Source organism: Massilia sp. Masssp94 (genome assembly GCF_059491305.1).
On sequence record NZ_CP168501.1, the window covers coordinates 276,694 to 294,629 of the forward strand.

Below are 17,936 nucleotides of genomic sequence, written 5' to 3' on the forward strand. Positions count from 1 at the left end.
AGATTCCGTCATTGACACAAGGAGTTTTCATGCACACCCCTGCCAAACACGCCCCCGACATCGCGCCGGGCATGATCCGCCTGCTGGCCACGTCGGCCGGCCTGATCGTCGCCAACCTGTATTACGCCCAGACCCTCGTCGGCCCGATCAGCGCCGCCACCGGCCTGTCGCCGGAAGCGGCCGGCCTGATCGTCACGCTGACGCAGGTCGGCTACGCCCTCGGCCTGCTGTTCATCGTGCCGCTGGGCGACCTGCTCGAGAACCGCAAGCTCGTATTCTCCGCCCTCCTTGCCACGGCCGCGGCGCTGGCCACCGCCGCGTTCAGCACGAACGCGTGGATGTTCCTCGTCGCGTCGCTGGGCATCGGCCTCGGTTCCGTCGCCGCTCAGATCCTCGTGCCGTTCGCCGCGCACCTGTCGCACGAAGCGACGCGCGGCCAGGCCGTCGGCAAGGTCGTCAGCGGCCTGCTGCTGGGGATCATGCTGGCCCGCCCGGCCGCGAGCCTGATCGCGGACCACGCCAGCTGGCACGCCGTGTTCGGCGGCGCCGCCGTCGCGGTGTTCGTCCTCGCCTTCGTGCTGCGCGCCAAGCTGCCGCAGCGCGTGCCCGTGCACAGCCTGTCGTACGGCCGTTTGATCGGATCGCTGTGGCATCTGCTGGCGACGACGCCCGTGCTGCGCCGCCGCGCCGCCTACCACGCCGGCCTGTTCGGATCGTTCAGCCTGTTCTGGACCGTTACGCCGCTGATGCTGGAAGGCCCGCAATTCCATCTGTCGCAGACGGGCATCGCGATCTTCGCCCTCGTCGGCATGGCGGGCGCCGTCGCGTCGCCGGTCGCGGGACGCCTCGCGGATGCCGGCCACACGCTGATGGCGACGGCCGCCGCGCTCATCCTCGGCATCGTCGGCTTCGCGCTGCCGCTGTACCAGCCCGAGTCCCGTGTGCTGGCGCTGGGTATCCTCGTCGTGGCGTCCATCGTGCTGGACATGGCCGTCGCCGCCAACCTCGTGCTCGGCCAGCGCGCCATCTTCGCGCTCGGCGCCGAAGTGCGCAGCCGCCTGAACGGCATATATTTCGCGCTGTTCTTCGCCGGCGGCGCGCTCGGTTCCGCAGCCGGCGCCTGGGTCTATGCCCACCACGGCTGGCACGCCGCCCTGCTGGCCGGCATGGCCTTCCCCGCCGCCGCGCTGCTCGTGTGGTTCGGCGAACTGGCCGGCCGCCGCGCAACCACCGGCGCGACCGCATCATGAGCCCGCGCGCTTTGATCATCGGCGGCTCGCTCGGCGGTCTGCTGGCAGCGAACACGTTGAAAACCATCGGCTGGAGAGTCGACGTGTTCGAGCGCTCGCCCCATGCGCTGGACAGCCGCGGCGGCGGCATCGTGCTGCAGCCGGACGTCCTGCACGCCTTCCACTTCGCGGGCATCCGGCCCGCCGGCGCGCTGGGCGTGGCGTCGCGCGACCGCATCTACCTCGACCGCGCGGGCGACGTCGTGCGGCGCGACCACCAGCCGCAGACGCAGACGTCGTGGAACATGCTGCACGGGACCATGCGGCGCGCGCTGCCCGACGACTGCATCCATCCGGGCGAGACGCTGGAACGCATCGAGCAGGCCGGCGGCCAGGTGCGCGCGGTGTTCGCCAGCGGCCGCGTGGAGACGGGCGACCTGCTGATCGGCGCGGACGGCGCGCGGTCGACGGTCCGTTCGCTGATGCTGCCCGCGCTTGCGCCAGACCTTGCGCCGGAATACTCGGGCTACGTCGCGTGGCGCGGCCTCGTGCCGGAAGCGGATCTCGACGCGGACAGCCGCGCGGTGCTGGACGGCGTGTTCGCATTCCAGCACGACGAAGGCGAGCAGATGCTGCTGGAGTACCTCGTTCCCGGCGAGGACGGCGCCACGGCGCCGGGGCAGCGCCGCTGGAACTGGGTGTGGTATCGCAAGGTGCCGCAAGATGGCCTGCCCGCGCTGCTGACCGACCGCACCGGCCGCACGCACACGTTCTCGCTGCCGCCGGGCGCGCTGCCGGATGCGCAGGCGGCCGTGCTGCGCAAGGACGCAACCCGCCTGCTCGCACCGCAATTCAACGCGCTCGTGCAGAAAACGAAGGAGCCGTTCGTGCAGGCGATCCTCGACCTCGCGGTGCCGCGCATGGTGTTCGGCCGCGTGCTGCTGCTGGGCGACGCCGCCTTCGTCCCGCGCCCGCACACGGCCGGCGGCGCGGCCAAGGCGGCGGCCAATGCGCTGGCGCTCGCGCAGGCGCTGCAGCGCACCGATCAACCCATCGAAGCGCGCCTGAAGGAATGGGAAATCCCGCAGCTGCGCGCCGGCCGCAACCTGGTCGACTGGGGCCGGCGCATGGGCGACGGCATCATGGGTGTGCGGCGAGCAGCAGGGTACACAGATTCCCCCGCTGGAATGCAGGGTCCCTGAACGCGAGGAAATCGTCGTTGAAGGTGCCGAACGTCGTCTCGGGACGGTGCTTCAGCCCTTCGTAGAACGTGTCGATGACGTCGTGCGCGAAGCCGGCGCCGCGCGGGTGCGCGGCGAGCACCCTGTCCCGCTCCGCCGCCGGGATGGCGTCCATGCCGCGGCCCACCATGTCCATGCCGGCGCCCGCCTGCACGAGACGGATCTCCGGATGCATGTGCTCGGGGATGCCGGGCGTCGTGTGCAGCGCGATCGCGAGCCAGACTTTTTCGATGTCCTGCTCGGCGATCCCGTGGCCGCGCAGGAAATCGCGCGCCGCGTTCGCGCCGTCGACCTCGAAGCGCTGCCGGCTGCCGTGGTAATGGGGCGTGATGCCGATGTCGTGGAACATGGCGGCGGCATACAGCAGCTCGGGATCGAACGCGAGGCCGAGCTTGTCGCCCAGCAGCGCGCCCCACCAGTACACGCGAGCGGAGTGCTGGAACAGCATGTCGCTCGCCGTGTCGCGCACGTACTGCGTGATCTCGCGCGCGATGCGGCTGTCGGGCAGCATCGGCGCCGTCATTTTGCGGCCGGGAGCACGAGCTTCCGCTCCCCCTCGTCCAGCACGAACACGGCGAGCAGCGTGGCCGGCTTGTCCTTGCTGGCGTTGCGCGTCACCTGGTGGCGGGCGCCCGGATCCTCGTACCAGGACTCGCCCGTGCGGTAGACCTTCGGCGGCGCATCGTCGACGGCGCTGACGATCTCGCCGGACAGCACCTGCGCGTAGATGAAGGACGACTTCGGATGCGTGTGGGGCGCTGCTTCCGCGCCGGGCGCGAACGACACTTCCACCGCCACCAGCGCCTTGCCGGGCACGTTCGGCAGCGCGCGGTGGAATAAAGGTTTCACCGTCTCGTGCGCGCCGGCCGCGGTGCCGAGCAGCGCCAGGCAAAAGGCGATCTTGCGCTTCATCGCCGCCTCCTCAACGCGCGGCCGTCACGGCGGCCGGCTGCGCGCGGAAGCTGATCGCCATGCGGTTGTACGCGTTCATCAGGCCGATGGCGACGGTCAGGTCGGCCAGCTGCTGCTGGCTGAACACGGCCGCGGCGGCGGCGTACTCCGCATCCGGCACGCCCGTCTCGGCCACCCGCGTCACCGTCTCGGCCCAGGCGAGGGCCGCGCGCTCGGCCGTGTCGAACAGGCTCCCCGCCTCGCGCCACGCCGGCACCAGCACGAGCTTCTCGACATTGACGCCTTCCTTCAGCAGGTCGCGCGAATGCATGTCGATGCAATACGCACAGCCGTTGATCTGCGAGACGCGCAGGTAGACGAGGTCGACGAGCACCTTCGGCAGGCCGCAGCCCAGGATGTGGCCGTACACGCCGCCGAGTGCCTTCATGCCGGCCGGGGTGGCCGCGTTGTAATCCATGCGTTGCGTCATTTTATTTCTCCTTGGTTGAACTGGATGAAGACATGATGCGCCTTGCGGTGGCCAAACAACAGTGCCAAGTTTGATCATTTTTAATGTACCATCGGCCATGACCACGCTGTCCATCGGCCTCGACCGGGCCAAGAAAACACCTCTCTCCACGCAGATCTACGCGGCCATCCGCGCCGGCATCGAATCGGGGCAGATTCCGGCCGACGCGAAGCTGCCGTCGTGGCGCGACCTGGCCGCCCAGCTGGGCGTGTCGCGCGGCACGGTGCGCATCGCGTACGAACGCCTCGTCGACGAGCAGCTCGCGACGAGCTTCGGCGCCGCTGGCACCCGCGTCAACGGGCGGCCGGCCACGCCCGGCGTCCCCGGCCATACGCCCGCGCACTTGCCCGATACTTCGCCGATGCCCGAGCTGTTCCCGACCTTCGGCGCAAAGCCGCTGCCGTTCCAGATGGGCGTCCCGGCACAGGACGCGTTCCCCTATAAATTGTGGTCGCGCGTGATGGTGCGCGCGGCCCGGCACACCGCGGCCAGCCCCGTCGGCTACCCGGATCCGCGCGGCGATCCGGACCTGCGGCGCGAAGTCGCCGCCTATCTCGGCATCGCGCGCGGCATCCGCTGCAACCCGTCGCAGGTGCTGATCACGGCGGGCTTCGCGGGCGCGCTGGGGCTCGTCGTGCGCGCGCTCGCGCTGGAAGGCCAGGGCGCGTGGTTCGAAGACCCCGGTTTTCCGCTGACGCGCACCGCCCTGTCGCTCGCGGGGACGACGGTGACGGCCGTCCCGGTCGACGCCGAAGGGCTGGACGTCGCTGCCGGTATCCGCATGGCCCCGGACGCGCGGCTCGCCGTCGTGACGCCGGGCCAGCAGGCGCCGCTCGGCATGACGATGTCGCTCGCGCGCCGCCGCGCCCTGCTGGACTGGGCGCGCGACAACGGCGCCTGGATCGTCGAGGACGACTACCTCAGCGAGCTGCAGCTGGAAGGCCGCGCGGCGCCGGCGCTCGCGTCGCTCGACCAGGGCGGCCGCGTGCTGCACATCGGGACGTTCAGCAAGACGATCAGCCCCGCGCTGCGCCTCGGCTTCCTCGTCGTGCCGGCCGACCTGGCGCGCCGGTTCGGCGACGTCGCGGCCTGCCTCGCGCCGGCGCCCGGCGCAACGATCCAGCGCGCCGTCGCGGACTTCCTGCGGGAGGGCCACTACCTGCGCCACCTGCGCCGCATGAAACGTCTGTATGCGGCGCGGCGCGAGGCCTTGCTGCGCTGCCTGCGCAAGGAGGCCGCGGAGGTGCTGGAGGTGCAGGCGACGGCCGGCATGGCCGTCGTCACGCGCCTGCGCACGGACGTATCCGACGTCGACGTGGCCGCGCGCGCCCAGCGGGCCGGCCTCGCGCCCGTGCCGCTGTCGCCCTGGTATGTGCATACGCCGGCCGCGCGCGGCCTGCTGCTGGGCGTGACCAATATCGACGCGCGCCGTCTCGTGGCCGACTGCCGCCGGCTGGCGGAACTTGCCGCCATGCCAAAATAATCTACCGGTTGACGCATTTGACAATTGACAAACTGTTGTGCCTTAAGAAATACTTTTCGGCATGATAGAACTGAGTGCGATCCGCAAGACCTACCGCCTGGGCGGCAGCGACATCCACGCCCTGGACGGCATCGACCTGCACGTGGCGCGCGGCGAATTCGTCGCCGTGATGGGGCCGTCCGGCTCCGGCAAATCGACCCTGCTGAACGTGCTGGGCGGGCTGGATCGCCCGGACAGCGGCCGCTACCGCCTGGCGCAGGACGAGATCAGCGCCCTCGACGACGACGCCGCATCCGACGTGCGCAACCGCCGCATCGGGTTCGTGTTCCAGTCTTTCCACCTGCTGCCGCGCCTGACCGTGCTGGAGAACGTGCTGCTGCCGCAGCGTTATGCGCGCCAGCCCGACCCGCGGGCGCCCGACCGTGCCCGTGCCCTGCTCGGCCGCATCGGCCTGGGCCAGCGCCTCGACCACCTGCCGGGCCAGTTGTCCGGCGGCCAGCTGCAGCGGGCCGCCATCGCGCGGGCGCTGCTGAACGAGCCGGACCTGTTGCTCGCGGACGAACCGACCGGCAACCTCGATTCCAGCAGCGCGGCCGACGTGATGGCCCTGCTGCGCGAACTGCACGCGGGCGGCCAGACACTCGTGATGGTGACGCACGATCCGGCCATTGCCGCCAGCGCGCAGCGCACGATCCACCTGCGCGACGGCCGCGTCGCGGGCCAGTCATGAAGCGCCTCGTTCCCCTGCTGGCCCTCGTCGCCGTCGCCGCCACGGCCGCGGACACCCGCCCGGTCCTGATCAGCGGCGAAGTGGAAGCGCTGGATTCGCAGACGATCTTCGTGCCGCCGTCGAACGCGTCGCCGGTCGTCGTGCGCAACTTCCTCGCCGAGGGCACGCAGGTCAGGAAGGGCGACGTCGTGCTGCGGATCGACTCCGCCAGCACGACCAATATCGACCAGCTGCGGATGGACCGCGAACGTGCCCGCGCGAAGGCGGACAGCGAGACGGCCACGCTGGAAGTCGCGGCCATCGAGGCGGAGAAAGCGCTGGTCAACGCCCAGGCCGCATTGGACAAGGCCAAGGTCGACGCGGCGCTGCCGAAGCAGCAGATCATGGCGCTCGACTACGACCGCTACCAGGCGGCGCTGGGCCAGGCCACGCGCGACCTCGCGATCAAGCGGGACAACCTGAAGAACGCCCGCGCGGCCGTCGCCCGCCGCAAGGAGGACGGCGCGCTCGAAGTGAAGAAACTGCAGATCAACGAGGCGTTCCAGCTCGCCCAGGTGGCGCAGTCGGAAGTGCGCGCCACGCGCGACGGCGTCGTCGTCCACGGCTACAGCCCGTTCAACGGCGAGCGCATGGACGAGGGCTCCACGGCCTGGCCGGGCAACGCGGCCGGCACGGTGCTCGGCGACGGCCACATGGTCGTCACGGCGTGGGTGCTGGAAGCGGACCGCCCGTACCTGCGCGACCGCCAGGCCGTCGCCCTGCGCTTCGACGCGCTGCCGGGCGTCGTCGTGACCGGGAAGCTGGCCGAGATCACGAGCGCGCCGGAAGCGCGGCCCCGCTGGGGAATCGGCCGCTACTTCCGGGCCCGGATCGCCCTGCCCGACGACCATGGCCTGCCGCTCGTCGCGGGGATGAGCGTGCAGGTGGAGCCGCTGGCGCCCGGCGCCGCGGCCGCGGGCGTCCGCCAGGCGAAGGCCGCCGCGCCCGCCGCGCTGGCGATCGAAGGCGAGATCGCGTCGCGCCGCACGATGCCGGTGTCGCCGCCGACCATCCCGCACGTCTGGAACTACAAGCTGGCGTTCCTCGCGCCGGAAGGCACGATGGTGCAGGCCGGGCAGCCCATCGCCGTGTTCGAATCCACCGAGGTGATGAACCAGCTGATCTCGCTGCAAGGCACGCTGAAGGAACGCGAGCGGGCGCTGGACAAGCTGCAGCTGGACCAGGCCGAGGCCGACCGCGCCGGCGTGCTGGCGCAGGCCGAGGCGCAGAGCAATGCCGAGAAGGCCGCGCGCAAGGCGACCATGCCGAAGGAACTCATTCGCCGCGTCGACTACGACAAGCTGGTGATCGACCGCGCCGAAAAGGCGCAGCTGGCGAAACTGGCGCAGGCCCAGTACGAGGCGCAGCGGCGCGCGCGCCAGGCCGAGCGCGCCGGCCTGCAGTCCGACGCGGCGCAGTTGCGGGCCAAGATCGCCACCCTCGTCAAGGGGCAGTCGGCGTTGACCGTCGTGGCGCCGCGGCGGGGCCTGGTCCTGCATCGCGTCGGCTTCAACGGCGAGAAGTTCGCCATCGGCAGCCAGGTCTGGATAGGCCTGTCGGTCGCGACGCTGGCCGATCCGGACCAGCTGGGCGTCAACGCCCGCGTGCCGGAAGCGCAGGCGGCGGGCGTGCGGAAGGGCCAGGCGGCGCGCGTCATCGTGGCCGGTACGCGGCAGACACTGGCGGCGCACGTGACGGGCCTGGGACGCGCCTTCCACAGCAAATCGGCGGCGCAGGCGGTCGTCATACGCGACGTCGAGCTGGAATTCGACGCGCCCGCGAAAGACCTGAAGCCCGGGGCCGCCGTCCAGGTGGAACTGCTGCCGGGCGTCGACCGCCGCGTTGCTGCACTCCGACCATGAGATTTCCGATGCCACGCCTGTCTACATTCGCCGCCGTGCTGGCGGCCCTGCTGTCCGGTTGCGGCGGCGCGTCGGCGCCGGCCGGCGGCCCCGTCGAAACGCTGGCGCCGCGCGCGTGGACCGAAACGCTGGAAGCGGACGGCCAGATCCAGGCCGCCGCCAACACGCCGTTGACGGTGCCGGGCAGCGGCTGGTCGAGCCGCGTCTTGGTGGACATGGTCGCGGACGGCAGCACCGTCACGAAAGGCCAGGTCGTGGCCCGTTTCGATGCCCCGCAGGCGCGCGCGGAACTGTCGCAGGCCGACCTCGAACTGCTGCGCAAGGCGCTGGCCGAGGAGGCGAATCGCCAGAATGCGGCCGTCGAGAAAGGCGTACTGGCCGGCGACCGCGCGAAGCTCGAGGACGACCTGGGCCTCGCGCGCCGCTATGCGAACGTCGACCTGTCCGTCTTCGCCCGCAACACGATCCTCGATGCGCTGGCCGACGTCGGCTTCCTCACCAAGAAGCGCACCTACCTGGACTGGAAAGGCGGGCAGGCGCAGGCCCGCGCCGCCGCGCAGGACGCCGTGCTGCACTCGCAACGCGACAGCGTGGCGCAGAACGCGGCACAGCAGCGCAGGAGCCTGGACGCGCTGGAACTGGTGGCGCCGCACGACGGCGTGTTCCTGCTGGCCGCGCGCTGGGACGGCGCCAAGCCGCAGGTCGGCGCCAACCAGATGGCGGGCGAGCCGTTCGGCGCCCTGCCCGACCTCGACAAGCTCGTCGCCCACTTCAGCGTGGCCGAGGGCCAGGCCTACGGACTCAAGCCGGGCCTGCCCGTGCGCGTGCGCCTGGCCGGCACGGGGACAGAACTGGACCTCACGGTGACGCGGGTCGGCAGCAGCGCCAGCGTCATCTCGCCCGAGTCGCCCGTCAAGTACAGCGATTTCGACGCCGCCATCGGCACCGACACGGCGCGCAAGCTGGGACTGAAACCCGGCCAGGCGCTGCACGGCACGGTGCACCTCGTGACGCAGGCGGCGGCGCTGACGGTGCCGAACATCGCGCTCGTGCAGGACGGCGCCGCCTACGCCGTGTACACGGCCGATGGCGGCCGCACCGTGAAGCACAAGGTCGAGCTGGGCCGGCGCGGCCCGGTGCGCAGCGAAATCAGGAGCGGCCTCGCGTCCGGCGCGCGCATCCTGCTCCTCCCTCCAAAAACGGACAAGTCATGAACCGTGCACTCCTGCTGGAAGCCGTCGCCGAACTGAAACGCCGCAAACTGCGCACCGGCCTCACCCTGCTGGGCATGATCTTCGGCGTGGGAGCCATCGTCGCCATGCTGGCCGTGGGCGAAGGCAGCAAACGCGAGGCGCTGCGCCTCGTCGCGGAACTGGGCCTGAACAACGTCATCGTCGAGAGCAAGGGCAACACGGACGAACAGTTGAAGGACATCCGCACCCGCTCGCTGGGCCTGTCCGCGGCCGATGCCGCGGCGGCGCTGTCCGTCGTACCGGGCGCGCAGTCGGTGGCGCTGAAAAAGGAGATCAAGGTCGACCAGCTGATCGTCGGCGACCGGGTCGTGAGCGGGCGCGCGTTCGCCGTGTCGCCGGCGTATGCGGACCATGGCGGCCTGCAGCTCAAGGTCGGGCGCTGGCTGCGGCCGTCCGACGGCGCGACGCTGGCCCCGGTCTGCGTGCTGGGCGCGCGCCTCGCGCAGACGCTGTTCGGCGCGGCGCCGGCCGTCGGCCAGCGCGTGAAAGTCAACCACGTGTGGCTGCAGGTGGCCGGCGTGCTGGCCGACCGCACGCCCAGCAAGTCGGAGTTCGAAGGCGTCAAGCTGGGCCTGGACGACGAGCGCCTGTTCGTACCGTGGGAAACGGCCCGCGCGCGCTTCAGCTTCCGCCGCATCGAGGACGAGGTGGACGGCATCAGCGTGCGCCTGGACGGCCAGGTCGCGCCGGACGACGCGGCGCGCGTGCTGCAGGCGGTCATCCACCAGCGCCATGGCGGCGTCGACGACACGAACCTCATCGTGCCCATGGGCCTGTACCGCCAGAACCAGCAGACGCAGCGCATCTTTACCATCGTCATGAGTTCGATCGCGGCAGTCTCGCTGCTGGTGGGCGGCATCGGCATCATGAACATCATGCTGGCCAATGTGCTGGAGCGCCGGCGCGAAGTGGGCCTGAAGCGCGCACTGGGCGCGCGCCGCCGCGACGTGGTGGAACAATTCCTGGCCGAGGCGCTCGTGATCGCCGTCAGCGGCGCCCTGCTCGGCCTCGTGCTGGGCGCCGTAGCCGCGTACAGCATCGCCGCGCTGGCCGGGTGGTCGGTGGCGTGGTCGCCGGTGAGCCTGCTGCTCGCGGTGCTGGCATGCGTGGCGGTCGGGCTCGGGTTCGGCGTCTACCCCGCGCGCCAGGCGGCGGCGCTCGACCCGATCGCCGCCCTGCGCAGCGACGGCTGAAGGTCAGTCCATGTGGAACACGGGCTCCATCATCGCCCAGTGCTCGCCTTCGGCCCGGCTGGCCAGCGGCACCTGGCACGGGCTGCAGAACGTCCACCAGCGCTGCGTTTCCGGATCGGCCGCGATATGCGCCATGTCGGCGGCGAAATCGGTGCCGTGGTATTCCCAATAGCCGAACAACAGGTTTTCCGGCTCGCGCAGGAAGATCGTGTAGTTGCGCACATTGGCTTCCGCGAGGCGGGCCAGCACTTGCGGCCACACGGCCGCGTGCAGCGCTTTGTATTCCGCGATCTTTTCCGGCTCGATGCCGATGACCATTCCCATTCTTTGCATATAAGACTCCTCAATCGATACGGTAGAAACGCAGGGCATTCAGCCCGAACACGGCAAGCCGGTCGGCACCGGCCAGTCCGTCCAGCAGGGACGCGCAGGCGGCGAGCCAGCGCCCATAATCGGCGGCCAGGTGCAGCACCGGCCAGTCGCTGCCCCAGATCAGGCGCTGCGGCCCGAAGCACGCGAGCAGGTGGTCGACGTACGGCCGCAGGCAGTCGACGTCCCAGTCGGCGCCCGCTTCGGTGACGAGCCCGGACAGCTTGCAGCTCACCTGCGGCAGCGCGGCCAGGCGCGCGATGTCGGTGCGCCACGGTTCCAGCACGCCCGCAGCGATCAGCGGCTTGGCGCCGTGGTCGATCACGATGGGTAGAATCGGATGCCGCTGCGCGAACGCGAGCAGCGCGGGCAGATGGCGCGGCAGGACGAGCGCGTCGAAGCTGAGGCCATGGCGCAGCATCGCCGCGACCGAAGGCGCCAGCGCCGGATCGGCGATCCAGTCGTCGTCCTCGATGTCCTGCAGCATCGGCCGCAAGCCCTTGAGCAGCGGGTCGGCCGCGAGCGCGGCGATCCGCCGGGGCGCGTCGGGCGCCTTCAGGTCGGCCCAGCCGACCACGCCGCCGATGAACGGGTGAGCATGCGCCAGGCCGAGCATGAAGCGCGTGTCGTCCTCGTTGGGCATCGATTGCACGAGCACCGTCCTCGCGACGCCGTGCTGCGCGAGCGTCGGCGCCAGGTCGGGCGGGAAGAAATCGCGGTAGATGGCGGCCAGGTCCGGCGGCGGCCACGCGCCGTTGCGGTCGGCCAGCCGCCAGAAGTGTTGATGGGCGTCGACAAGCATCATGCTCCCTCCCGCGCCCGCGGGAGCGTCAGCCCGGGTGCGCCTTCATTTCTCTGACTCGGATCGATTGCAGCAGGGTGCTGCGTGCGGAACTCAGGTGGACACGCATCGCCTCGCGCGCGCCCGCGACGTCGCGCCGCGCCAGGGCCCGCAGGATGTCCAGGTGCTCGTGCACCGCGTACTCGTTGCGCACCATTTCCTGCGTCTTGTCCCACTGGTAGTGGTAGTGGAACACGAGCGACACGAGGTCGAAGAAGCCCTGCGCGAAGCGGTTGTCCAGTTGCCCCATCAGGAAGGCGTGGAAATCGCGGTCGAGCGCGGGAAAATCCTTGTGGTGCGTCGGCATGACGGAGCCCAGCTGCTCGTGCCGCGCGATCAGTTGCAGCAGCTCCGCGAAGGCCGGCGAATCCGGCGGCAGCGCGGCGAAGCGGTCGATCGCGGCGAACTCGAACATCTGGCGCACGTCCGCCAGCTCCATCGCGAACGAGCGGTCGAACGCGCACAGGCGCCAGCCGCCACGCGGCTTTTTCTCGATCAGGCCCGAGTGCGAGAAGCCGATCAGGAATTCGCGCACGCTGATCGTGCTCGTGCCGGCCGCGCGCGCCAGTTCCGTCTCCGAGAACTCGGCGCCGGGCGGCAGGTCGCTGTGATAGATGCGCTCCATCAGCACTTCGCGGATGCGGTCCGCGCCCGTGCGCAGCTCGTCCAGGTCGAAGTAGTCCGTGCGGACGGGCTTGCGCAGCAGCCGGCGTTCCTTCAGGTCGCTGATCAGGCCGCACTCGTGGAAGTGCGCCAGCGCGCTGCGGATCGCCGTGCGGCTGCCCTCGCCCAGTTCGGCCATGTGCTGCTCGGTCGGCAGCGCTTCGCCGACCCCCACGTGGTCGGCAATGTATTGCAGCAGCAGGTTCGCGCTGCGCTTGAAGATGGTTGGAGGTCGGGCCATGAAGTCCGGAGTCGAGAAGGCCGGGTGGACAATCCCCCATTCTACCGGAACTCGCTGCCGCGCTGGGAAGCGGCATCGTTCAAACCTCGACGATGGCCTTGATCACGCCGCTGGCCGGGTCCATCCAGCGCGGCAGCGTGTCGATGAACTCGTCCAGCGTGGCGCGGTGCGTGTTCATCGCCCGCGTCGGCACCAGGCCCGCCTTCATCGCCGCGAGCACCTCGCGGAAATCGTCCACGGTCGCGTTGCGGCTGCCGAGCAGGGTCGTCTCGCGCTTGTGGAATTCGGGATCGGCGAACGAGATCCGATCCAGCACGATCGACACGAGCACGTACGTGCCGCCGTGCGCGACGAACTCCAGGCCCCGCTCCATCGCCTTGATGTTGCCGGTGGCGTCGAACACGGCGTCGAAGAAGTCGCCGCCCGTGATCGCGCGGAGTGCCTCGACGTCGCCCTCGCCCGCCGTCACCGTGTGCGCGACCTTCAGCACGTCGCGGCAGAAGCCGAGGCGGTCGTCGCGCGCGTCCAGCACCGTGACCTGCGCGCCGTTCAGCGCCGCAAACAGCGCGACGGCCACGCCGATCGGCCCCGCCCCGACGACGAGCACGCGCTGCCCTGCCGCGACGGCGCCGCGGCGTACCGCATGCAGGCCGATGGCGAGGAATTCCACCATCGCGGCATCGTCGAGCGAAATGCCTTCCGTCTTGAGGACGAACTGCGCCGGGACCGCGAGGTATTCGGCCAACCCGCCGTCGCGGTGCACGCCCAGCACCTGGATCCGCGTGCAGCAGTTCGTCTTGCCCTTGCGGCAGGCGACGCAGTCGCCGCACGACAGGTACGGCATCACGAGCACCTCGTCGCCCGGCGCGAGGCCGGAGCCGGCGGGCGCCGTGGCCACTTCGCCGGACAGTTCATGTCCCATCACGCGCGGATACGCGAGGAACGGCTGCGTGCCGCGGAAGATGTGCATGTCCGTACCGCACACGCCGATACGGCGTACGCGCAGCAGCACCTCGCCCGGACCGGCCTCCGGCACCGGCTTGAAACCCAGCTGCAGGTCGCCGGGGGATTCGCATACCACGCACTTCATCTGACTCATGTCGTTGCCTTTCGTTTTGTATTCTATAAATTTAAGACATTTATAGTCGTAAAGCAATCGAAAACCGCCATTCCCGCGTATGAAATTGAATAGCCGGCGCGGCCGCGCCGGCGCAGAAGGTCAGGCCAGGCAGTCCGGCCCGATGTCGCGCACGGATTGCACGCCCGTCAGGACCATGCTGGTGCGGATGTCTTTTTCGAGGATGGCGAGCAGGTTGCGCACGCCGGCCGCGCCGCCCGTCGCGAGCGCATAGATGAACGCGCGGCCGATCAGGACGCCGTCCGCGCCCAGCGCCAGCAGCCGGACGACGTCCAGGCCCGTGCGCACGCCGGAGTCGGCGAAGATCGTCAGGTCGCCCTTCACCGCCGCCGCGATGGACGGCAGCGCCTTCGCCGTGGACAGCGCGCCGTCCAGCTGGCGCCCGCCGTGGTTCGACACGACGATGCCGTCCGCGCCGAACGCCTTCGCGTCGCGCGCGTCGCCGGCGTCGAGGATGCCCTTGATGACCATGGGCCCCTGCCACTCGTCGCGGATCCACTGCAGGTCGCTCCAGCTGATGCCCGGATCGAAGTTGGCGGCCAGCCAGCCGATGTAGTCCGCGAGGCCCGTCGCGTGGCCGCGGTACGCGGAGATGTTGCCCAGGTCGTGCGGCCGGCCGAACAGACCGACGTCGAACGCCCAGCGCGGATGCAGCATCGCCTGCAGCACGCGGCGCAGCGGGCCGTGGCGCCCGCTCATGCCGGAATGGGCGTCGCGGTAGCGCGCGCCCGGCACCGGCATGTCGACGGTGAACACGAGCGTGTCGATGTTCAGCTCGCGCGCGCGGCGCAGGTAGTCGCGCATGAAGCCGCGGTCCTTCAGTACGTACAGCTGGCACCACAGCGGCTGCGACGATTGCGCCGCCACCTCGGCCAGCGGGCACACGGAGACGGTGGACTGGATGAACGGGATGTTGCGTTCCGCCGCCACCCGCGCCGCCTGCACCTCGCCGCGGCGCGCGTACATGCCCGCGAGGCCGATCGGCGCCAGCGCCAGCGGCAGGCCGCGCTTCACGCCGAACCACTCGGTCGACAAATCGAGGGTTTCGGAACCCTTCAGCACGCGCTGGCGCAGGCTCACGGCCTGCAGGTCGTCCACGTTGTGGCGCAACGTCGACTCGGTGCCGGAGCCGCCGTCGAGGTAATGGAACAGGAACGGCGGCAACCGGCGGCGCGCCGCCTCGCGATAGTCGGTGGCGGAAGAGATGATCATCAGGCGGCTTTACGTGTTCAGGGTGATGAAGCCGCCGTCGATCGGATAATCGGTTCCCGTGATGAAGGCAGCTTCGTTGCTGCACAAGTATAGCGCGAGCGCGGCCACTTCGTCCGGCCTGCCCATGCGGCCGATGGGCTGCGTCTTCGACAGCTGCTCGAACATCTCCGCCTCCCGGCCCGGATAATTCCGCGCCAGGAAACCGTCCACGAACGGGGTGTGCACGCGGCCCGGCGAGATCGAATTGCAGCGGATCCCGTCCTGCAGGTAGTCTTTCGCGACCGACAGGGTCATCGCCATCACGGCGCCCTTCGCCGTGGAATACGCGAAGCGCTCCTTGATGCCCACCGAGCCCGCCACCGACGCCATGTTGACGATGACGCCGCCGCCGTTCGCGCGCAGCTGCGGGATCGCCGCGTGCAGGCAGTTGTAGACGCCCTTGACGTTGACGCTCATGACGCGGTCGAAGTCCTCTTCGCTCGTCGTGTCGGCCTTGCCGATGTGGGCGATGCCGGCGTTGTTGACGAGGATGTCGAACGGGCCGATCGCGGCCATCAGCGCTTCCACGTCGGCCTGGCGCGACACGTCGCAGGCGTGCGAGGTGACGCGGCCGGCCTCCTCGCGGATCTCGCGCACCGCCTGCAGGCAGGCGGCGTCGTTCAGGTCGACCACATGGACATGCGCCCCCTGGCGCGCGAACAGCTGGGCGATCGCCTTGCCGATGCCGCTGCCGCCGCCCGTGATGACGGCTTTCTTGTCGTTCAATTCAAACACGTTTCGTGACTCCCATGGAAGATGGCGTGGCGCGGGCTTCGCGGCTGGCCTGCCGCAGCGAGGCGCGCGCGAACCAGGCGATGACGACGAAGCACAGCAGCGGCACCGCATAGCCGTACTGCACGTTGTGCGTGACGTCGCTGACGAAGCCGAACAGCAGCGGCAGCAGCGCGCCGCCCACGATGGCCATGATGATCAGGCCACTGCCCATGTCGGCGTGGTGGCCGGCGCCCTGCAGGCCCAGCGAGAAAATGGTGGGGAACATGATCGACATGAAGAACGCGATGCCGATCACCGCGGCAAGGCTGGCGACGCCGGTCGCCACCATCGCCACCGCCGCGAGCACCGTGCACGCCAGCGCGTACATCCACAGCAGCCGCGCCGGCGCCACGACGCGCATCAGGCCCGTGCCGACGAAGCGGCCGACCATGAACGCCATGCCGCAGCCCCACCCGAGGTAGTCCGCCGCCGTCACGGGCGAAACGCCCGCCGACCGGGTGGCGTACAGGATGAAGAAGCTGAACACGCACACCTGCGCGCCCACGTAGAAGAACTGGGCGATCGCGCCGCGGCGGATCGACGGCACGGCCAGCGCCTCGCCGAGCGAGCTCTTGGCCGGCGCATTGTCCGAGCGGCCGCCGACTTCCGGCAGCTTCAGGAACCAGAACACGACGGCGATGGCGAGGATGACGAGCCCCAGCATCATGTACGGCCCCTTCACGCTGGCCGCTTCCGCCGCCAGCGCCGCCTGGCGCGCCGCTTCCGGCATCGCGGCGAGCTGCGCGTCGTCGGCGCCGTGCACGAGGATCAGGCGCGCGCCGATGATCGGCGCCAGCGTGGCGGCGAGACCGTTGAACGACTGCGCCAGGTTGATGCGCTGGGCCGCGCGGTCCGGCCGGCCCAGCAGGGTCACGTACGGATTGGCGGCCGTCTCCAGGATCGTGAGGCCGCACGCGATGGTGAACAGCGCGGCCAGGAACACGATGTATTGCTGCGTGTTCGCGGCCGGGATGAACATCAGCGAGCCCGTGGCGAACAGCAGCAGGCCGCAGATGATCGCCGCCTTGTAGCCGGCGCGGCGGATCAGGAGGCCCGCCGGCAGCGCCATCACGAAATAGGCGATGAACACGGCCGAATCCACCAGCGCCGACTCCAGCACGGTCAGGCTGAACGACCGCCGCAGGTGCGGGATCAGGATCGGGTCGAGATTATGGACGAACCCCCACATGAAAAACAGTGTGGTGATCATCACGAGGGAAAACCGGTACTGCCGCGTCGAGGGGTCCGTCATGTCTGCAATGTCTCCGTATTGGCGCTCGTGCGCCTTTTATTCACGAACGATCACGAACGATCAGCCGTCGATCAGCGCCTCGTTCCACGCGTGGACGGTCTGCGCCTGCTCGCCCAGGCCTTCGATGCCGAGCCGCATGCGGTCGCCCGGTTCCAGGTAGACCGGATCCGGCTTCTGGCCGAGGCCCACGCCCGGCGGGGTGCCGGTGCTGATCACGTCGCCCGGCTGCAGGGTCATGAAACGGCTGATGTAGCTCACCAGGTGCGCGACGGTGAACACCATCGTGCGGGTATTGCCCGTCTGGTAGCGCTTGCCGTTCACTTCCAGCCACATGTCCAGGTTCTGCGGATCGGGCACTTCGTCGGTCGTCACGAGCCATGGGCCGACGGGGCCGAACGTGTCGCAGCCCTTGCCCTTGTCCCATTGGCCGCCCCGCTCCAGCTGGTATTCGCGCTCGGACAGGTCGTTCACGACGCAGTAGCCGGCCACGTAGTCGAGCGCATTCGCTTCGTCGACGTAGCGCGCGCGCTTGCCGATGACGACGCCCAGTTCCACTTCCCAGTCGCTCTTGACGGAACCGCGCGGCAGCACGACGGGGTCGTTGCAGCCGATGATCGAACTGGTCGCCTTCGTGAACAGCACGGGTTCCGCCGGCACGGCCATGCCCGATTCGGCCGCGTGGTCCGAATAGTTCAGGCCCACGCAAATCAGCTTGCCGATGTCGGCGACGACCGGCGCGTAGCGGACCGGCTGTTCGACGACGGGCAGGCGGCTCGGGTCGAGGTCCGACAGGCGGGCGATCGCGCCGGCGGCCAGCTGGGCCGAGGTCAGGTCGGGCAGCACGCCGGACAGGTCGCGGATCACGCCGTCGGCGTCCATCAGGCCAGGTTTCTCGGCGCCCTTCGGGCCATATCGCAGCAGTTTCATGGTATTCCTTTGTTACGGTGATATTGAAAA

At 69.8% G+C, this 17,936-nt stretch carries 18 protein-coding genes; 7 read left to right on the forward strand and 11 right to left on the reverse strand.

Annotation, left to right across the window (positions count from 1 at the left end; translation table 11 throughout):
• The first annotated feature begins 29 nt into the window (after positions 1–29).
• Together ACEN9G_RS01100 and ACEN9G_RS01105 are read left to right on the forward strand one after the other, a co-directional pair.
• A complete protein-coding gene (locus ACEN9G_RS01100; protein WP_413343084.1) occupies positions 30–1,250 on the forward strand; it encodes an MFS transporter in 1,221 nt (406 codons plus the stop codon).
• The gene (locus ACEN9G_RS01105) at positions 1,247–2,431 is read left to right on the forward strand and encodes an FAD binding domain-containing protein (protein ID WP_413343086.1); all 1,185 of its coding nucleotides are present in this window, start codon (positions 1,247–1,249) and stop codon (positions 2,429–2,431) included. Before ACEN9G_RS01100 ends, ACEN9G_RS01105 begins: the two co-directional genes overlap by 4 nt.
• Here the strand turns inward: ACEN9G_RS01105 and ACEN9G_RS01110 are convergent.
• Genes ACEN9G_RS01110 through ACEN9G_RS01120 form a run of 3 tightly spaced genes read right to left on the reverse strand, consistent with a single transcriptional unit; the run spans position 2,370 to position 3,851 of the window.
• The gene (locus tag ACEN9G_RS01110; protein ID WP_495605513.1) at positions 2,370–2,993 is read right to left on the reverse strand and encodes an HD domain-containing protein; all 624 of its coding nucleotides are present in this window, start codon (positions 2,991–2,993) and stop codon (positions 2,370–2,372) included. The genes ACEN9G_RS01105 and ACEN9G_RS01110 overlap by 62 nt on opposite strands.
• Complete coding sequence (locus tag ACEN9G_RS01115) at positions 2,990–3,382, reverse strand: cupin domain-containing protein (protein WP_413343090.1); 393 nt, start codon at positions 3,380–3,382, stop codon at positions 2,990–2,992. The genes ACEN9G_RS01110 and ACEN9G_RS01115 overlap by 4 nt, the downstream gene beginning before the upstream one ends.
• Before the next feature lie 10 nt (positions 3,383–3,392).
• Complete coding sequence (locus ACEN9G_RS01120) at positions 3,393–3,851, reverse strand: carboxymuconolactone decarboxylase family protein (protein ID WP_483127594.1); 459 nt, start codon at positions 3,849–3,851, stop codon at positions 3,393–3,395.
• Positions 3,852–3,948: 97 nt separating this feature from the next.
• Between ACEN9G_RS01120 and pdxR the strand changes: the two genes are divergently transcribed.
• The 5 genes from pdxR (at position 3,949) to ACEN9G_RS01145 (ending at position 10,450) form a co-directional block, all read left to right on the forward strand.
• Entirely contained in the window at positions 3,949–5,373 is a 1,425-nt protein-coding gene (gene pdxR, locus ACEN9G_RS01125; protein WP_495605514.1) for a MocR-like pyridoxine biosynthesis transcription factor PdxR, read from the forward strand.
• 61 nt (positions 5,374–5,434) lie between these two features.
• Positions 5,435–6,103, forward strand: a complete 669-nt coding sequence (locus ACEN9G_RS01130; RefSeq protein ID WP_413345966.1) for an ABC transporter ATP-binding protein — start codon at positions 5,435–5,437, stop codon at positions 6,101–6,103.
• The gene (locus tag ACEN9G_RS01135; RefSeq protein WP_483127596.1) at positions 6,100–8,004 is read left to right on the forward strand and encodes an HlyD family secretion protein; all 1,905 of its coding nucleotides are present in this window, start codon (positions 6,100–6,102) and stop codon (positions 8,002–8,004) included. The genes ACEN9G_RS01130 and ACEN9G_RS01135 overlap by 4 nt, the downstream gene beginning before the upstream one ends.
• An 8-nt stretch (positions 8,005–8,012) precedes the next feature.
• Complete coding sequence (locus tag ACEN9G_RS01140; RefSeq protein WP_483127597.1) at positions 8,013–9,218, forward strand: efflux RND transporter periplasmic adaptor subunit; 1,206 nt, start codon at positions 8,013–8,015, stop codon at positions 9,216–9,218.
• Positions 9,215–10,450, forward strand: coding sequence for an ABC transporter permease (locus ACEN9G_RS01145; protein WP_483127598.1), 1,236 nt, complete (start codon positions 9,215–9,217; stop codon positions 10,448–10,450). Before ACEN9G_RS01140 ends, ACEN9G_RS01145 begins: the two co-directional genes overlap by 4 nt.
• A 3-nt stretch (positions 10,451–10,453) precedes the next feature.
• Here the strand turns inward: ACEN9G_RS01145 and ACEN9G_RS01150 are convergent, their stop codons facing one another.
• The 8 genes from ACEN9G_RS01150 to ACEN9G_RS01185 form a co-directional block, all read right to left on the reverse strand.
• Complete coding sequence (locus ACEN9G_RS01150; protein ID WP_413346260.1) at positions 10,454–10,783, reverse strand: L-rhamnose mutarotase; 330 nt, start codon at positions 10,781–10,783, stop codon at positions 10,454–10,456.
• A 10-nt stretch (positions 10,784–10,793) separates the two neighbouring features.
• Positions 10,794–11,624, reverse strand: a complete 831-nt coding sequence (locus ACEN9G_RS01155) for an amidohydrolase family protein (protein ID WP_483127599.1) — start codon at positions 11,622–11,624, stop codon at positions 10,794–10,796.
• A gap of 25 nt (positions 11,625–11,649) precedes the next feature.
• Positions 11,650–12,564 carry a GntR family transcriptional regulator gene (locus ACEN9G_RS01160; protein ID WP_483127600.1) on the reverse strand — a complete coding sequence of 305 codons (915 nt, stop codon included), beginning with the start codon at positions 12,562–12,564 and terminating at the stop codon, positions 11,650–11,652.
• Between the two features lie 79 nt (positions 12,565–12,643).
• Positions 12,644–13,654, reverse strand: a complete 1,011-nt coding sequence (locus tag ACEN9G_RS01165; RefSeq protein WP_413389098.1) for a zinc-binding alcohol dehydrogenase family protein — start codon at positions 13,652–13,654, stop codon at positions 12,644–12,646.
• Between the two features lie 129 nt (positions 13,655–13,783).
• Complete coding sequence (gene lldD / locus ACEN9G_RS01170) at positions 13,784–14,914, reverse strand: FMN-dependent L-lactate dehydrogenase LldD (protein WP_056125748.1); 1,131 nt, start codon at positions 14,912–14,914, stop codon at positions 13,784–13,786.
• A gap of 9 nt (positions 14,915–14,923) precedes the next feature.
• Positions 14,924–15,688: an SDR family NAD(P)-dependent oxidoreductase gene (locus tag ACEN9G_RS01175; protein WP_413341746.1), complete on the reverse strand. Its 765-nt coding sequence runs from the start codon at positions 15,686–15,688 to the stop codon at positions 14,924–14,926.
• Complete coding sequence (fucP, locus tag ACEN9G_RS01180) at positions 15,681–16,979, reverse strand: L-fucose:H+ symporter permease (RefSeq protein ID WP_413341748.1); 1,299 nt, start codon at positions 16,977–16,979, stop codon at positions 15,681–15,683. The genes ACEN9G_RS01175 and fucP overlap by 8 nt, the downstream gene beginning before the upstream one ends.
• A 60-nt stretch (positions 16,980–17,039) precedes the next feature.
• On the reverse strand, positions 17,040–17,906 hold the full coding sequence (locus ACEN9G_RS01185) for a fumarylacetoacetate hydrolase family protein (protein ID WP_413341750.1): 867 nt from the start codon (positions 17,904–17,906) through the stop codon (positions 17,040–17,042).
• Between the last annotated feature and the right edge of the window lie 30 nt (positions 17,907–17,936).

Coding starts and splice junctions, on each gene's coding strand:
- ACEN9G_RS01100 (WP_413343084.1), top strand. CDS start 30: ATGCACACCCCTGCCAAACACGCCCCCGACATCGCGCCGGGCATGATC.
- ACEN9G_RS01105 (WP_413343086.1), top strand. CDS start 1,247: ATGAGCCCGCGCGCTTTGATCATCGGCGGCTCGCTCGGCGGTCTGCTG.
- ACEN9G_RS01110 (WP_495605513.1), bottom strand. CDS start 2,993: ATGACGGCGCCGATGCTGCCCGACAGCCGCATCGCGCGCGAGATCACG.
- ACEN9G_RS01115 (WP_413343090.1), bottom strand. CDS start 3,382: ATGAAGCGCAAGATCGCCTTTTGCCTGGCGCTGCTCGGCACCGCGGCC.
- ACEN9G_RS01120 (WP_483127594.1), bottom strand. CDS start 3,851: ATGACGCAACGCATGGATTACAACGCGGCCACCCCGGCCGGCATGAAG.
- pdxR (WP_495605514.1), top strand. CDS start 3,949: ATGACCACGCTGTCCATCGGCCTCGACCGGGCCAAGAAAACACCTCTC.
- ACEN9G_RS01130 (WP_413345966.1), top strand. CDS start 5,435: ATGATAGAACTGAGTGCGATCCGCAAGACCTACCGCCTGGGCGGCAGC.
- ACEN9G_RS01135 (WP_483127596.1), top strand. CDS start 6,100: ATGAAGCGCCTCGTTCCCCTGCTGGCCCTCGTCGCCGTCGCCGCCACG.
- ACEN9G_RS01140 (WP_483127597.1), top strand. CDS start 8,013: ATGCCACGCCTGTCTACATTCGCCGCCGTGCTGGCGGCCCTGCTGTCC.
- ACEN9G_RS01145 (WP_483127598.1), top strand. CDS start 9,215: ATGAACCGTGCACTCCTGCTGGAAGCCGTCGCCGAACTGAAACGCCGC.
- ACEN9G_RS01150 (WP_413346260.1), bottom strand. CDS start 10,783: ATGCAAAGAATGGGAATGGTCATCGGCATCGAGCCGGAAAAGATCGCG.
- ACEN9G_RS01155 (WP_483127599.1), bottom strand. CDS start 11,624: ATGATGCTTGTCGACGCCCATCAACACTTCTGGCGGCTGGCCGACCGC.
- ACEN9G_RS01160 (WP_483127600.1), bottom strand. CDS start 12,564: ATGGCCCGACCTCCAACCATCTTCAAGCGCAGCGCGAACCTGCTGCTG.
- ACEN9G_RS01165 (WP_413389098.1), bottom strand. CDS start 13,654: ATGAAGTGCGTGGTATGCGAATCCCCCGGCGACCTGCAGCTGGGTTTC.
- lldD (WP_056125748.1), bottom strand. CDS start 14,914: ATGATCATCTCTTCCGCCACCGACTATCGCGAGGCGGCGCGCCGCCGG.
- fucP (WP_413341748.1), bottom strand. CDS start 16,979: ATGACGGACCCCTCGACGCGGCAGTACCGGTTTTCCCTCGTGATGATC.
- ACEN9G_RS01185 (WP_413341750.1), bottom strand. CDS start 17,906: ATGAAACTGCTGCGATATGGCCCGAAGGGCGCCGAGAAACCTGGCCTG.